Raw genomic sequence first — 12,367 nt, forward strand, 5'->3', positions numbered from 1 at the left:
TTCGGATATACCCATTGAATGGAGAGAAAATACCTATGAAAACGGAAGCACGTCTGGAAGCACTATCTGTTTTTCTGAAAACAAAAAGAGCCCGCCTACACCCGCATATGGTCGGTCTTCCCCAAGGATCACGTCGTAGAACACCGGGCTTGCGCAGAGAAGAAGTCGCTCAGCTGGCAGGTGTCAGTACGACCTGGTACACCTGGCTGGAGCAGGGACGGGATATTAAGGTATCAGCCTCCGTGTTGGATGCTATTGCTGCCGCATTGCAGTTGAACACGGATGAGCGCAAATATTTATATGATTTGGCGCTCGAAGCCGGGTCTCACAGCCTTCCTGCTCCTGCAGAGCAGGCGGTCATTTCCCCATCTCTACAAAAGATCGTACAAGAGTTGCACTACTGCCCTGCTATTATTTCAGATCGGCGCTGCCATATTGTCGGCTGGAACGCCGCTGCTGCTCATGTTTTTATGGATTTTGCCGAGCTACCACATGAGCAGCGCAATATGATTGAACTGCTATTTACCAAAAAGGAGTTTAAAAGTCTGGCCGTGAATTGGGAGCATTTTGTAAAGGGGTTTCTTGCTATTTTCCGCGCTTATTACGGGCAATACGTGACAGACCCCTGGTATGCACAATTCATACAAAATATGAGCCAGGCCTATGGAGAGTTTAACGAGCTTTGGAATCAGAGTGAAGTAAGTTCTGCACCGGAAGTGCTCATTGAATTTCGTCATGCCAAGGCTGGCAAAATGTTATTTGACCTGACCTCCCTTCAGGTTCAAGGCAGTGTCGATCTCCGTTGCAGCATTTACACCCCCAATGCGCAAACTTCTACGGAAAGTAAACTCCAAAAATTAATGGAAGGCAGCTAAAGGATTTCATCCCTCCTGTTATGAAGATATCTTTTTCCGTCCATACTACATCTACGATCTGTGCAAAATAGATGCCATATATGTGACAGAACCAAGAGCTTCAACTGTGCTACTAACAGGAGGGAGGGAATCATCATGAAAGCCAAATCGACAAGTTCCCCGCACATACAAAATCAAGCGCCACTACCTGTTCCGGTGCAATTTGATCGCAGTTGGCAGGATGAACTGGACCAACGCCTACACAAGGGAGGCCCTTGGGGAGATTGGAATCTGTATCAGCTGGCAATTGAGGCGGAAAAAGCCAAACTGGTACCGAGCTTCGATGAGCTTCAATGTCTACAACATTTGCAAGACCTCACTCCACTACCCCATCAGCTGGATACCGCTCGGAAGGTACTGTTTCAAATGTCCGGACGTGCCATTCTTGCCGATGAAGTCGGCTTAGGCAAAACGATCGAAGCCGGAATGATCCTTAAGGAATATCTGGTTCGCGGGCTGGCTTCCAAAGTGCTTATTCTTGTACCCGCTTCCCTGGTCCTGCAATGGGTGCGTGAGCTGAACAGCAAATTTGGTATTCCCGCTATCGCCCAGAAAAAAGCGTATTCTTGGTCTTCCGAGGTCGTCGTGGCCTCTATGGATACCGCCAAGCGGGAGCCACATAGTAACATCCTGCTAGACACCGATTATGATCTGCTCATTATCGACGAGGCTCATAAGCTGAAAAATAAAAAAACATCCAACTACCAGTTCATTATGAAGCTGCGTAAAAAATATTGTTTGCTCCTGACAGCAACACCTGTACAAAATGATCTGTCTGAGCTGTTTAACCTGATTACACTGCTCAAGCCCGGTCAATTGGGAAGACATGGCGATTTTTCAGCCAACTTTGTTGTAGACAAACGTCTGCCCAAAAATGAAGATCAGCTCAAGGATGAGCTGTCTAAAGTCATGATCCGCAATCGTCGCGGAGAAGGCCCGGTTCAATTCACCAAACGAAATGTTTCCAACATTCACTTGGAACTTTCGCCGGAAGAGCAAGCTCTGTACGATGGGGTGACCTCTTTCGTTAAAGAGCAATATCAGGCGAATGGCGGAAATTTAAGTAGCATGCTGTCTCTCGTTACCCTTCAACGGGAAGTGTGCAGCAGCCGGGACGCTGTGTTCGTCACGCTGGTCAATTTGTCCAAAAAGATGGCCCCAGACTCTCCCCTTCGCGATCGTGTCTGGGATTTGGTCGCACACATTAAAGCGATCAAGGCCAATTCCAAAGCAGAAAAGGCGCTCGAACTCATCCGTCAGATGAATGAAAAAGTGATCATTTTTACAGAATACCGGGCTACACAGGAGTATTTGCTGAACTATTTCCGTGACCGCGGGCTGTCTGCTGTTCCTTACCGAGGCGGTATGAACCGGGGGCGCAAGGATTGGATGATGGATCTGTTCCGTGGACGCATTCAGGTCATGATTGCCACCGAAGCGGGTGGTGAAGGCATTAACCTGCAATTTTGCCACCATATGATTAACTTCGATTTGCCGTGGAACCCCATGCGCGTGGAGCAGCGGATCGGACGGGTGCATCGACTTGGACAGACGCATGATGTTAATATTTTTAACTTGTCCACAACCGGAACGATTGAGGAGCACATCCTGCATCTGCTACATGAAAAGATAAATATGTTTGAGATGGTCATTGGCGGATTGGACGTCATTCTGGAGAAGTTTGAGAAAAAAGAATCCATTGAAAAAAGTTTGTATAAAATCATGCTTGAATCCAGTAGCGATGATGAAATTCGCAGAAAAATGCAAAAGCTGGGCCACTCACTGGATTCCATCAAACAGGAAATGGAACAACTGCGCACAGACCAGCCAGCCACTCCAAATATGGCAACCGATATGTCCTCCGGGACAAAGGGACGACTGACGGGAATAACTTCAAACACAGAGGATTTGTTAGGCTTAGCAGGCAATACGGTTCCTCCGGCCAAAGCTCGACGCAGTGTGAAAGGAGGTCGCTAATTTGACCATGAATACACAGCAAGTCCAGCGTTTTGTCCACACCTATCTGGAAGCTACCGGATGCAGTGTCATTGAGAGATCGCCCCACCATGTAACCGTCAAGCTTTCTCCGGAGGCGGATAAAGCCTTAACAAACCGCCCCTATTATTGGGGATACGTAGAGCGTACTGGCGTTCCAGCGCAGACGATGTCCTTCACTTTCATCTTTGATGGGGAAGCCTATCGCACGGAACAGGAACGTTTAGCGGATCATACGCCACCAACTCCAGCAGCCGGCAACGCAGCACAAGATCAGGTCATGGGGCGTTACTTCGGCCATGTACCGACGTCACCACAATTGGGGCCTGGACGTATTTTGCAGGAAGAGCTTCGATATGGAAGCCGTCGGCTGCATCAAATTTTTGAAGCTGCTCGGGATGGAGGAAAATATGTTAATTTGTTCGAGCAGCCTGATGCCCGTCAGTTGTCTGCCCGTTCTCCCGTAGTCTATGAAGCCTGGCTCAGCATCTGCTATAAGATTGAATTTGCCTGCGATTTGAAGCGAGAGGAACTTCAGTGGCTAGGCATTTCACTCAAAAGTGGCACTATTGTATCCGATTTTGGCGCCATGCTCGAAACCCGACAGCTCAGCCCACTGCTGGCGGGCAATATGCATGTACAGCCTGCCAAGTTATCTGTCCCTGAAGCTTCCACTTCGCTTGAAAGCTATCTTACCGAACAGCTCCGTCAGCAAGATTATGATTGGGCTGAGCAGGCGAAGGAACGATTGCGTGAGGAATTGGAGGTCATTGACCACTACTACGATGATCTAATCAAGGAGCAGAAAGAGGAAGAGGATAAAAAAGAAGCCATATTGGAGCAATATCAAGCCCGCCGTAAAGAAATGGTATGGCAATATGAGCCAAAGGTACTCGTATCCGCCATTAACTGCGGGATATTTCATCTGCGGTAACTGATATCTCTCGCTCCTTCGCAGGGGAGTTGCAGAGGTATCGTCAGCTTGTAACATCTTGCTTCAGTCTACATCAGTTTCTGCTGCTGTAACCACAAGCTTGGTTAAACCTGTCTCCTATTTATCGACAGCAAAAAGCGATCCTGGATACGACATTTGCGCCGACAAGGTGCAGCAGTCTTTTCACCGGACAAGCTGTATGCTAGATAAAAAAGAATGCCTCCGTCGGGCAAGCAAGCCGACAGAAAGGTGGATTTCATTGAAGAAAAATCATTCCGGGCACTATAGCGTAGGTATGATCGCAGCTGTTCTGATCGGCCTGTCCGCAGTCTGTCCGTTTGCTTCCATTCATGCGGCTCCCTCAGTCGCTCAAGGCAACAATTTAAGCTCGGTGCTCCTCCACGAAGAAAGCTCGTGGGTTCCTCCATTGGAATCCACGAGTCCAAGTCAAAAACAAGAGCAAACCGAAACAAGTCCTGCTAATCCTTCTCCTTCCCCGGGTGACGTTTCAGCAAGTTTTCCTACTCAGGAGCAAGGCGTGCCTGCGGACGTGAAACGGACAGCGGACGACACGGTGCATTCCCTATCGTCGCAGCCCCCTTTTGCCTCGTGGAAAGATGCCGAGCTTAGCTACCATCCGCTCGGACCTGGAACCCATAGCTGGCTTGTTCAAGTGAACCGCGCAGGAGAATACATCGGCTACCTGATTATCGGATCAGACTCAAACGGCGCTTATCAACTCAACGAATACGGGAACGGTCCAGGTGGGCCTTATAGTATGGATGTACTTCGCCAATCCCTTGAATCTTTCACAGAAACCGAACTTTCTTCTATCGACAAGCTGCAAATCACACCTATGTATGAGGAACCGCTATTAGCCTACTGGCTGGTGCGTTCCTCTACAGGCAGCGAAATATGTATTGATGCTGTTACTGGCGATCCGTTACCTACGGAAGTAGCAGATGGGAGCTGGAAACATAAGTTCCACAACAACGCAATCTCTTCACCTGATACCTTTTTGAAAATACAGGCACAAGCGGTTACTGTCTCGTCTGATCCTTTTGATCCCTATGACGATCTTGGTTGGCTTCAACCTAAGCAAAAACTTTCCATCCATAACACAGATCAATTTACTGACACACTGAGGATTTCACCGCGTATTATATTTTCTGCCACAAGTATCAATTTTGCCTTTGGGGGACCCTTATCCATTAGCGGGTATCAATCCTGGATATCCCCAGATCATCCGTCACATCCCATTTTATATGCGTTAACCTACCACAATGGACTCTCCCGATTCGTGCCATTAAGACAGTTGTTGTCTGCTGGTGAATTTTATCGTTTGGACTCTTAGTTATCAAGAAACACGAAAATGATTCGAAATTATCCCTACAACACAAAAAGAGACCTCAAATGGCATACCCTATGCCTCTTGTGGTCTCTTTGGCGAGTTTAATGTCGCTCCCTTCGCCCTCTGCGTGTGGATTTCATCCACATTTTCAGTGCGAGAGGCATCATGCCAAACCATTTGTTCACCCACGGCTCTCTGGCTTGTTTTTGGCTGCGCCGAACATCACGCGGCGTTTCCATATAGCGAACAATCCGCTGCGTAATATACGTCACCAGTTCGTCACTCTTCGCCATCCTCCATGACCTCCTCCATTCTGCCCCTATCATTTCCATTCACGTTGCTTGGAAATACCGGATTTACACGTTAGGTGCAGATAAAACTAGTTTGCTCATTTTCTAAAAGGTCTAACCCCTGTGGGAATAACTATGCATGGTTTCCCTTAAATGGAACATACTATGTTCCACATAACAGTTACCCCAAGGCTAATTGTTATGTTTGAAGGCAGCTAGGCTGCTTTAGGTTTGATTTTATGTTGCTGATGTTTTTTTATATTGTTTATGCCTCGGCATCAATTCGTCCATTGGAGGAATAGAACGTGCGGAATAAAAAGTTAAACAAGATATGGCTGACAGGGCTGGGGTTGAGTCTATACATCCTTTGCAGTGCTGTATTTGCCCCATTTGCCTATGCAACTGCTCAGCCCAACGAGAAAAGCACAGAACCGAACAAATATACAGATGGTCCATTCAACGCACATTCGTCCTATCACGCTTTTGCCAAGCCCGTTGTCCTGATTGATGTAGGCCATGGCGGTGTGGATGGTGGAACAAGTCACAAAGAACTTTTGGAAAAAGATATCAATCTCGCCATTGGCCAAAAGCTGTATTTGATCTTACGCTCCCAAGGTTACCCTGCTGTCCTGAATCGGGACAAGGACTACGCACTGAGTGACGATAACCGTTGGTTGCCGTCCAAATCCCGGCACCTTAAAGACCTCGCCCAACGTAAAAGCCTGACAGAACAACTCCCCACCGCTTTGGTTGTAAGCCTGCATGTCAATTGGACCAAACGTGCCGAAAAACGGGGACCCATTGTGCTGTATCAGGATGAAGGCAGCAGTTATCTGTTGGCTGAGCGGATTCAGCATTCATTAAACCGCTTATTTTGCATGAATAGAAAAACAATGTACGGAAAACCCTTTTATCTTCTGAATAAAATCCAGTATCCTGCTGTAATTGTGGAAACCGGATTTATCAGTAACGAACAGGACAGAGCCTTGCTTTCCGGGGATCGCGGTCAAAAAAGCATTGCTGAAGCTATTGCCGAAGGCATTATTGCGCATCTGACGGCATGGTAGTGTTGGTGGCTGGGTCTCCCGTCCATCCCCATACAGCACGCGCCAAATCGCTAATGCCCACAAATTTGGCGTGATCCTTTAGCTTGGGAACCGACGAATGAAGAGCCGAGGATGTGTACATGCCAGACACGCCGACGTGCCCAATCGTCACGCAAGTGTCGTGCTCATCCAGCCATTCAACCACTTTTGTAAGTTGTCGATTCACATGGGCTAGTGTATGGACATCATCCAGAAAAACATCATTGCGCACCGGTGGCATTCCTTTTTTAGCGGCAAGTTCAGGCACCACTGACCAATAATTAGTACGGCTATCGACAAAAAATAGTCCATGCTCCTTACAAACATCAAGAACAATGGACATAATGCGCTTATCTGAAGTGACCTTGGAACCCATGTGGTTGTTTATCCCTATCGCATAAGGAACATCCTTAATGGCTGCTGTCACCTTGGCGCGCACTTCCTCATCCGTCATATTAGCCTTAATCGCTCCGGGCCCAAGCCATTCGCGCTTTCCCTGCTTTGGCTCCATTGGAAGATGGACGATGACATCATGACCGCGCTTATGCGCTTCTATAGCGTCCTGCTTGGTTGTAGGCAGGAAAGGCATAACAGCAACGGTGATTTTAACGGGTAAATTTAAAATCTGCTCAGTCCCTTTCATGTTGTTTCCCAGATCATCAATAATGACGGCAACCATCTTGTGCCGATGGTCCTGTTTGTCTATTGCTTCTGCAAAACCAGTTCTACAGCCCATGAATATTATACAGACTGAAATACAGAGCACTACAGTTCTTCGTATTTTGGAGCTTGAATAGTTTACAGGTGCATAAGACGGCTCTTTCCGGCCACGAGATCCCTTTAAAGCCTTTTTTATTATGTTTCTCATGTGCAGCTTCCGTCGTGTACTCATTGCAGGTCAGCCTCCTTCTCTGTCCCTTCATTGTGTGAGTAACCTCGTTTAAATATGTATAAGGCAGACCCATGGAATAATCCCTGATCTGCCTTGCAGTGCGTAGAAACGTATATTAAAGCCGCTTACCAGTTCTTGTCGATAAATTCATCACGGCCTGATTGGGCGCGATCTTCCTTATAGTGCTTCACGTTCTTCTTGTGGTAATCCTGATGATAATCCTCTGCCGGATAAAAAATCGAAGCCGGAAGGATCTCCGTTACAATTGGCTTATCAAAGCGTCCACTTTGTGCCAACTGCTCCTTGGACTGTTGCGCAAGCTCCCGTTGCTGCTCTGTATGATAAAAAATAGCGGGTTTATACTGTGTGCCTCGGTCCTGAAATTGACCTTCCCCGTCCGTAGGGTCTGTTTGCGGCCAATACAATTCGAGCAGCTTTTCATAAGGAAACAGCTCAGGCTCAAAAGTAATCTGCACCACCTCGTAGTGACCTGTAGTTCCTGTTTTAACCTGTTCGTAGGTCGGATCGGGAATCGCCCCTCCAGTATAGCCTGAGACAATGCCATGAATGCCCGGCTGCTCCTCGAACGGAGTCACCATACACCAGAAGCATCCACCTGCAAAAGTTGCTTTCTCCATCTTTCATCCAACCTTTCAATAGCTTCATCATAAAATGCGTTATTTTCTATCATATCTTAAAACGAAGCCTTATAAAAGAAATTTTCTCCCTTTACAAACCTCAACCGATATCCGTATTACATAGTCGTCCGGATTTTTTTCTGCAAAATAGTTGAGCAACTCTACTGAGTACGCACTCCCGCATACAGCCATCCCTTTACTCCCTATGTACTCTTTTATATTAGAGTACGCTTCAGACATTGTTTCATATGATCCTCTGTGATTTATGACGGCGTAGAGGCCTTTGGGTTTGGCAACTATTCTCTCTCCCAGAATCGGAGCCTTTAGCTTATTGGCAAAATAGTCCGGAAAATAATCCCTCGACTCAAGCCGATCCTTGCATAAAGAAAGCTTGGATGAAGCGCTCCTAGTCGCAGAGGGTTTGTCTGCACAGGCTGCAGAGGCATTAAAAAATGCAGGTCCCAAAAGCTATTCTATTCAATAGATTCAATTAAGAAAATTTCTCCGGTCATTGGTAAGCATTAATTATCCTGCTCTCACAGCTTCTGGAGGGATATTTTTCAAATAAAAACCCACAAAAATTCATTCTTTGGTTTGAAAGTTTCTTTCATAACAGTTAATATCTATGTTCCTCCGAATTATAACTCAGAGATTTTCGACACAGGTCTTGAGCAACAACATAAATCTCTTAAACATATAAAAAAGGTTCGTAAATTGCTACAAAAGCAATTCACGAACCTGTGTATTATAAGATGATGCGGTCGAGAGGACTCGAACCTCCACGGGGGGTTAGCCCACACGGACCTGAACCGTGCGCGTCTGCCAATTCCGCCACGACCGCATATATGTTGTCGTATGTCCTCGAAAGATCAATCTTTCTTAGCGACAAGATAGATCATACCATGCTCATATCAAGATGTCAAACCTTTTATGTTTCTTAATTCCCCCTTGATAAAAAAGGAATAATACGTTAAAATAGGAACATGAGTTCTTGGGAACAAAAGTTCCTTTTCTTCAATCAGTTATGGATAATCATCACATTTTCCTAAGGCGGTGAATGGTAATGATCTCTTCAGATACTACTCAGCATGAATGGTCTCTTGTGAAAAGTTATCTGCTCCTTACCTTTATTCAAAAAGTATTTGAGCGGGACAGCCTAATTCTTGAAGAAAGCGGTATGCTGAAAACCCCTGATCTTTATGTCGAAATGGTTAACGCAGGTGTAGATCGTACCGGAATCCTGCTATCTGAAATAAAACATGAATTTAATAAATATCACATTCGTGTTCTGGACATACAACAAAACCACTCCGGCGTTCACGCCATCTATATAAGTAAAGGAAATAAAGAGCAATTCAGTATGGCTATGCCCGCATTCCGTAAAGAAATGTATGAACGAATGCGCGCTTATCTGGGGCTCTCTACCTCTATGCCCCATACGGCCACTCTTCCTTTACCAGAGAAGCATCGCCCCGAATTACAAAACAGCTCAACTTTCAAACCCCTACGCATCGTTGAACGAAGTTTGGTTACATCCTCTTCGGCCTATAAGCGTAAGTCGCCTCGCCCTGCTGCTTTTGCCGCAAGCAGAAGAGCATAATCCCCGCCCAACACGCAATTGAAAGAAGCTTCCACAGACACCAACTGTGCTCGGAAGCTTCTTTCTAATAACCTTCATATATCCAAATCGATCTATATCCGCTATAACGGAGTATGAGGATATCTATTAATAATTCGCTTTATTGCAGCGCCTTCTGTACACGAGTAACCCCTTGGCTTAGAGCATGTCCTCCACCTACCGCTGCGGCTACAGCAATGGTCTCCATAATTTCCTGATCACTGGCTCCTTTGGACCGCGCCTCGTTCACGTGATAAAACGTGCATACCTCATTGTTGGCAAATAAGCCAATACCTAGCGCAATCAGTTGCTTGGTTTTCTCATCTAAGCTCCCGGCTTGAAAGCACTCTCCGGTGAAGCGATGATATGCATGAACTACCTCGGGCAACTTATCTTCCAAATGGCTGATTTGATCCTTGTATGCATGTACTTTTTCAACCGTCATTGACACAGCACGTCCTCTCTGTTGAGTTTTCCTTCATTACTGTGTCCGGTTTAGAGTTTCTGTATGCCTGATGAAGCACCCAGTTATTTTTATCCAACCCCATCTGAAACCCATTCCTCTAATCCAGTTCTATCGGATTGTGACGCGGCTCACTGAATGGCTGGTATGTATAGCTGCGATCCAGTTTGACCACCCGTCGATTCTGGCGGCGAATAAGCACTTGCTCATCATCCCATGCCAGCACAATGCCAACAACATCGTTGGACTCCAATCCATCGCGCACGACACGCACCTTTTCTCCGGAGAGTCGATAAGCATCCAATTCTTCGTCCATAATCATCCTTGTCCCCCCTTATTCAGTTTTTTAACACGAAGACCATGATTTTATATACATGAAAAAAGTTTAAAAAGAGACCTAAACGAATCATTTAGGTCTCTTCCCTCTTACTACTTATATGGATTGCCAACAGAGCGACAAATTATCCCGACTGATTTACACTGTGGTCATGTTCTTTTGTATCATTCTTCTCGTACCAGAAGTCCAGCACTTGTGCAGACAACACTCGCTGATCTACATACTCCACTTGGTGAGCAGTAAATTCTTCTTTCCAAGAGAAGGACAATTCTTCGCAGAGGTTAACCAACGTCAACAACTCAGACCAGGCCACATAGCGTTTATACCAAAAAAACTGAGGATGTTCAATCATATAGGGATACAAATCGTCGAATTCCGTATGCTTACAATCCAAGGCACGCTCAAAATGCACTTTAGCCGCTGCCAGTTTTTCCAGAAAAAACTGTTCGGTCAATTGTTCTTTCCCCATGTTGCTGCCTCCTCTCCCAAAACCTTATCTATATTATAAGCGAAATTGAAGCTCATGCAAAGGTTATTATTAGAAATAAGGGTCAGGAGTTTTGAATTGTTACTATTCGGCAAACTCAATCTTGCCGTCAGCCAACGACGAAATTTTGACCAATGACTCTACACGAATGCCCTGCTCGCGGATGGTTCTCGCCCCAGCCTGAAAGCTTTTTTCCACCGCGACACCGAATCCAACCAACTCCGCTCCGGAGCGTTGAATGATTTTAACCATGCCTCGGGCCGCATCACCATTAGCGATAATATCATCAATGAACAGAACACGATCATGTTCGTGAATAAATTGACGGGACAGCATAATATCCGTGACAATACCTTTCGTGAACGAAGGTACGCGTTCACACAGTGCGTCCGGATCAGCTAATAAAGTCTTTTTACGACGAGCAAATACCAACGGTACACCCAACTCCAACGCTGTCGCAAACCCGATGGAAATGCCTGAGGATTCCACGGTCACTACTCTGGTGATTTTCTCTTCCCGGAAACGGGCTGCGAACTCTCGTCCCATTTCCATTGTCAGCTCTGGATCAACCTGGTGATTAAGCAACCCATCCAGCTTCAGCACCTGATCTGACGCAATCACGCCTTCATTTAAAATTCGTTTCTTTAATACTTCCATTCCATGACCTCCCACGGCATTCCTATGCGGTAAAAGTACCATACTTCACCCGCCGCTTTCAAGCTATAGCCTGCTTTCCATACGGTCATGTGACATTTTTTTTACGCTTACTCCAGAACCATGCGGTGATTCCCCCCAAAACGATTAAAAGAATAACGACCAGACCTACACGATGCGTCACCTTCTCCATCAGCTTCGCCACCTGTTCCCAGTGCATGCCCACCGCATGTCCAATCCCCAAAAATGTACCGCACCACAGCAACGCTCCTGCTGAGGCATAACCGATATAGCGAAAAACGCCTAGACGGGTTGTACCTGCCAGATATGAGGATACATGTCTCAAGCCGGGGACAAAATATCCGAACAGAATTCCCCAGGTACCATAGCGTCCGAACCAATTTTCGGAAGAGGCAATCCTAGAAGGCGTAAGCCTCACCCATTTACCATATCGGTGCAATAGGGGTTTGCCCAGCAGACGACCAAGTGTGTAGCTAAGCATCATGCCCGTCATACTACCGAAAAATGTGACAGCCAGTGCAGCAATAAAGTTGTAGTGTCCTTGAGACACGAGCCCGCCGAAGGCGATCATTAGCACTTCGTCGGGTATCGGCATACCAGCTACTCCAAGGGCAAGCAAGCCGAACATTGCCAAATATCCGTATTCCAATATCCATGCAAGGATTTGACCCATAAATTACGCTCCCGT

At 46.4% G+C, this 12,367-nt stretch carries 14 protein-coding genes and 1 tRNA gene; 6 read left to right on the top strand and 9 right to left on the bottom strand.

Annotated elements, in window-relative coordinates; genetic code table 11:
• The first annotated feature begins 35 nt into the window (after positions 1 to 35).
• From AC6EJC_RS09530 to AC6EJC_RS09545, 4 genes are all read left to right on the top strand, one after another.
• Positions 36 to 875: a helix-turn-helix transcriptional regulator gene (locus AC6EJC_RS09530; RefSeq protein ID WP_444953766.1), complete on the top strand. Its 840-nt coding sequence runs from the start codon at positions 36 to 38 to the stop codon at positions 873 to 875.
• A 135-nt stretch (positions 876 to 1,010) separates the two neighbouring features.
• Positions 1,011 to 2,891, top strand: a complete 1,881-nt coding sequence (locus tag AC6EJC_RS09535) for a DEAD/DEAH box helicase (RefSeq protein ID WP_444953767.1) — start codon at positions 1,011 to 1,013, stop codon at positions 2,889 to 2,891.
• A 1-nt stretch (position 2,892) separates the two neighbouring features.
• Positions 2,893 to 3,843 carry a YqhG family protein gene (locus AC6EJC_RS09540; RefSeq protein ID WP_444953768.1) on the top strand — a complete coding sequence of 317 codons (951 nt, stop codon included), beginning with the start codon at positions 2,893 to 2,895 and terminating at the stop codon, positions 3,841 to 3,843.
• 259 nt (positions 3,844 to 4,102) lie between these two features.
• Complete coding sequence (locus AC6EJC_RS09545; protein WP_444953769.1) at positions 4,103 to 5,197, top strand: hypothetical protein; 1,095 nt, start codon at positions 4,103 to 4,105, stop codon at positions 5,195 to 5,197.
• Positions 5,198 to 5,295: 98 nt separating this feature from the next.
• Here AC6EJC_RS09545 and AC6EJC_RS09550 read toward each other — a convergent pair whose 3' ends face one another.
• Entirely contained in the window at positions 5,296 to 5,487 is a 192-nt protein-coding gene (locus AC6EJC_RS09550; RefSeq protein WP_444953770.1) for a YqzE family protein, read from the bottom strand.
• 302 nt (positions 5,488 to 5,789) lie between these two features.
• Between AC6EJC_RS09550 and AC6EJC_RS09555 the strand changes: the two genes are divergently transcribed.
• The gene (locus AC6EJC_RS09555) at positions 5,790 to 6,551 is read left to right on the top strand and encodes an N-acetylmuramoyl-L-alanine amidase (protein ID WP_444953771.1); all 762 of its coding nucleotides are present in this window, start codon (positions 5,790 to 5,792) and stop codon (positions 6,549 to 6,551) included.
• On the opposite strand, the gene AC6EJC_RS09560 is transcribed toward AC6EJC_RS09555, so the two are convergent.
• From AC6EJC_RS09560 to AC6EJC_RS09570, 3 genes are all read right to left on the bottom strand, one after another.
• Positions 6,526 to 7,461, bottom strand: coding sequence for a divergent polysaccharide deacetylase family protein (locus tag AC6EJC_RS09560; protein WP_444953772.1), 936 nt, complete (start codon positions 7,459 to 7,461; stop codon positions 6,526 to 6,528). The two genes, AC6EJC_RS09555 and AC6EJC_RS09560, sit on opposite strands and share 26 nt — an antisense overlap.
• Before the next feature lie 125 nt (positions 7,462 to 7,586).
• Positions 7,587 to 8,099 carry a peptide-methionine (S)-S-oxide reductase MsrA gene (gene msrA / locus AC6EJC_RS09565; RefSeq protein WP_444953773.1) on the bottom strand — a complete coding sequence of 171 codons (513 nt, stop codon included), beginning with the start codon at positions 8,097 to 8,099 and terminating at the stop codon, positions 7,587 to 7,589.
• Positions 8,100 to 8,855: 756 nt separating this feature from the next.
• Positions 8,856 to 8,940, bottom strand: a tRNA-Leu gene (locus tag AC6EJC_RS09570).
• Positions 8,941 to 9,162: 222 nt separating this feature from the next.
• Between AC6EJC_RS09570 and AC6EJC_RS09575 the strand changes: the two genes are divergently transcribed.
• A complete protein-coding gene (locus AC6EJC_RS09575) occupies positions 9,163 to 9,699 on the top strand; it encodes a YhjD family protein (RefSeq protein WP_444953775.1) in 537 nt (178 codons plus the stop codon).
• Positions 9,700 to 9,838: 139 nt separating this feature from the next.
• Here AC6EJC_RS09575 and AC6EJC_RS09580 read toward each other — a convergent pair whose 3' ends face one another.
• The 5 genes from AC6EJC_RS09580 to AC6EJC_RS09600 form a co-directional block, all read right to left on the bottom strand.
• Positions 9,839 to 10,162: a carboxymuconolactone decarboxylase family protein gene (locus tag AC6EJC_RS09580; protein ID WP_444953776.1), complete on the bottom strand. Its 324-nt coding sequence runs from the start codon at positions 10,160 to 10,162 to the stop codon at positions 9,839 to 9,841.
• A gap of 118 nt (positions 10,163 to 10,280) precedes the next feature.
• Positions 10,281 to 10,502 carry a hypothetical protein gene (locus AC6EJC_RS09585; RefSeq protein WP_014599639.1) on the bottom strand — a complete coding sequence of 74 codons (222 nt, stop codon included), beginning with the start codon at positions 10,500 to 10,502 and terminating at the stop codon, positions 10,281 to 10,283.
• A 139-nt stretch (positions 10,503 to 10,641) separates the two neighbouring features.
• Positions 10,642 to 10,986, bottom strand: a complete 345-nt coding sequence (locus AC6EJC_RS09590) for a hypothetical protein (RefSeq protein WP_007429850.1) — start codon at positions 10,984 to 10,986, stop codon at positions 10,642 to 10,644.
• 102 nt (positions 10,987 to 11,088) lie between these two features.
• Positions 11,089 to 11,661, bottom strand: a complete 573-nt coding sequence (locus AC6EJC_RS09595; protein ID WP_444953777.1) for a xanthine phosphoribosyltransferase — start codon at positions 11,659 to 11,661, stop codon at positions 11,089 to 11,091.
• Between the two features lie 85 nt (positions 11,662 to 11,746).
• Complete coding sequence (locus AC6EJC_RS09600) at positions 11,747 to 12,352, bottom strand: DedA family protein (protein WP_444953778.1); 606 nt, start codon at positions 12,350 to 12,352, stop codon at positions 11,747 to 11,749.
• Between the last annotated feature and the right edge of the window lie 15 nt (positions 12,353 to 12,367).

Source organism: Paenibacillus sp. TY11, from assembly GCF_059772165.1.

Bases quoted from the DNA above. Each gene is read 5' to 3' on its own strand.
- AC6EJC_RS09585 (WP_014599639.1), bottom strand. From the start codon at position 10,502: ATGATTATGGACGAAGAATTGGATGCTTATCGACTCTCCGGAGAAAAG.
- AC6EJC_RS09600 (WP_444953778.1), bottom strand. From the start codon at position 12,352: ATGGGTCAAATCCTTGCATGGATATTGGAATACGGATATTTGGCAATG.
- AC6EJC_RS09580 (WP_444953776.1), bottom strand. From the start codon at position 10,162: ATGACGGTTGAAAAAGTACATGCATACAAGGATCAAATCAGCCATTTG.
- AC6EJC_RS09590 (WP_007429850.1), bottom strand. From the start codon at position 10,986: ATGGGGAAAGAACAATTGACCGAACAGTTTTTTCTGGAAAAACTGGCA.
- AC6EJC_RS09575 (WP_444953775.1), top strand. From the start codon at position 9,163: ATGATCTCTTCAGATACTACTCAGCATGAATGGTCTCTTGTGAAAAGT.
- AC6EJC_RS09550 (WP_444953770.1), bottom strand. From the start codon at position 5,487: ATGGCGAAGAGTGACGAACTGGTGACGTATATTACGCAGCGGATTGTT.
- AC6EJC_RS09530 (WP_444953766.1), top strand. From the start codon at position 36: ATGAAAACGGAAGCACGTCTGGAAGCACTATCTGTTTTTCTGAAAACA.
- AC6EJC_RS09560 (WP_444953772.1), bottom strand. From the start codon at position 7,461: ATGAGTACACGACGGAAGCTGCACATGAGAAACATAATAAAAAAGGCT.
- AC6EJC_RS09535 (WP_444953767.1), top strand. From the start codon at position 1,011: ATGAAAGCCAAATCGACAAGTTCCCCGCACATACAAAATCAAGCGCCA.
- msrA (WP_444953773.1), bottom strand. From the start codon at position 8,099: ATGGAGAAAGCAACTTTTGCAGGTGGATGCTTCTGGTGTATGGTGACT.
- AC6EJC_RS09595 (WP_444953777.1), bottom strand. From the start codon at position 11,661: ATGGAAGTATTAAAGAAACGAATTTTAAATGAAGGCGTGATTGCGTCA.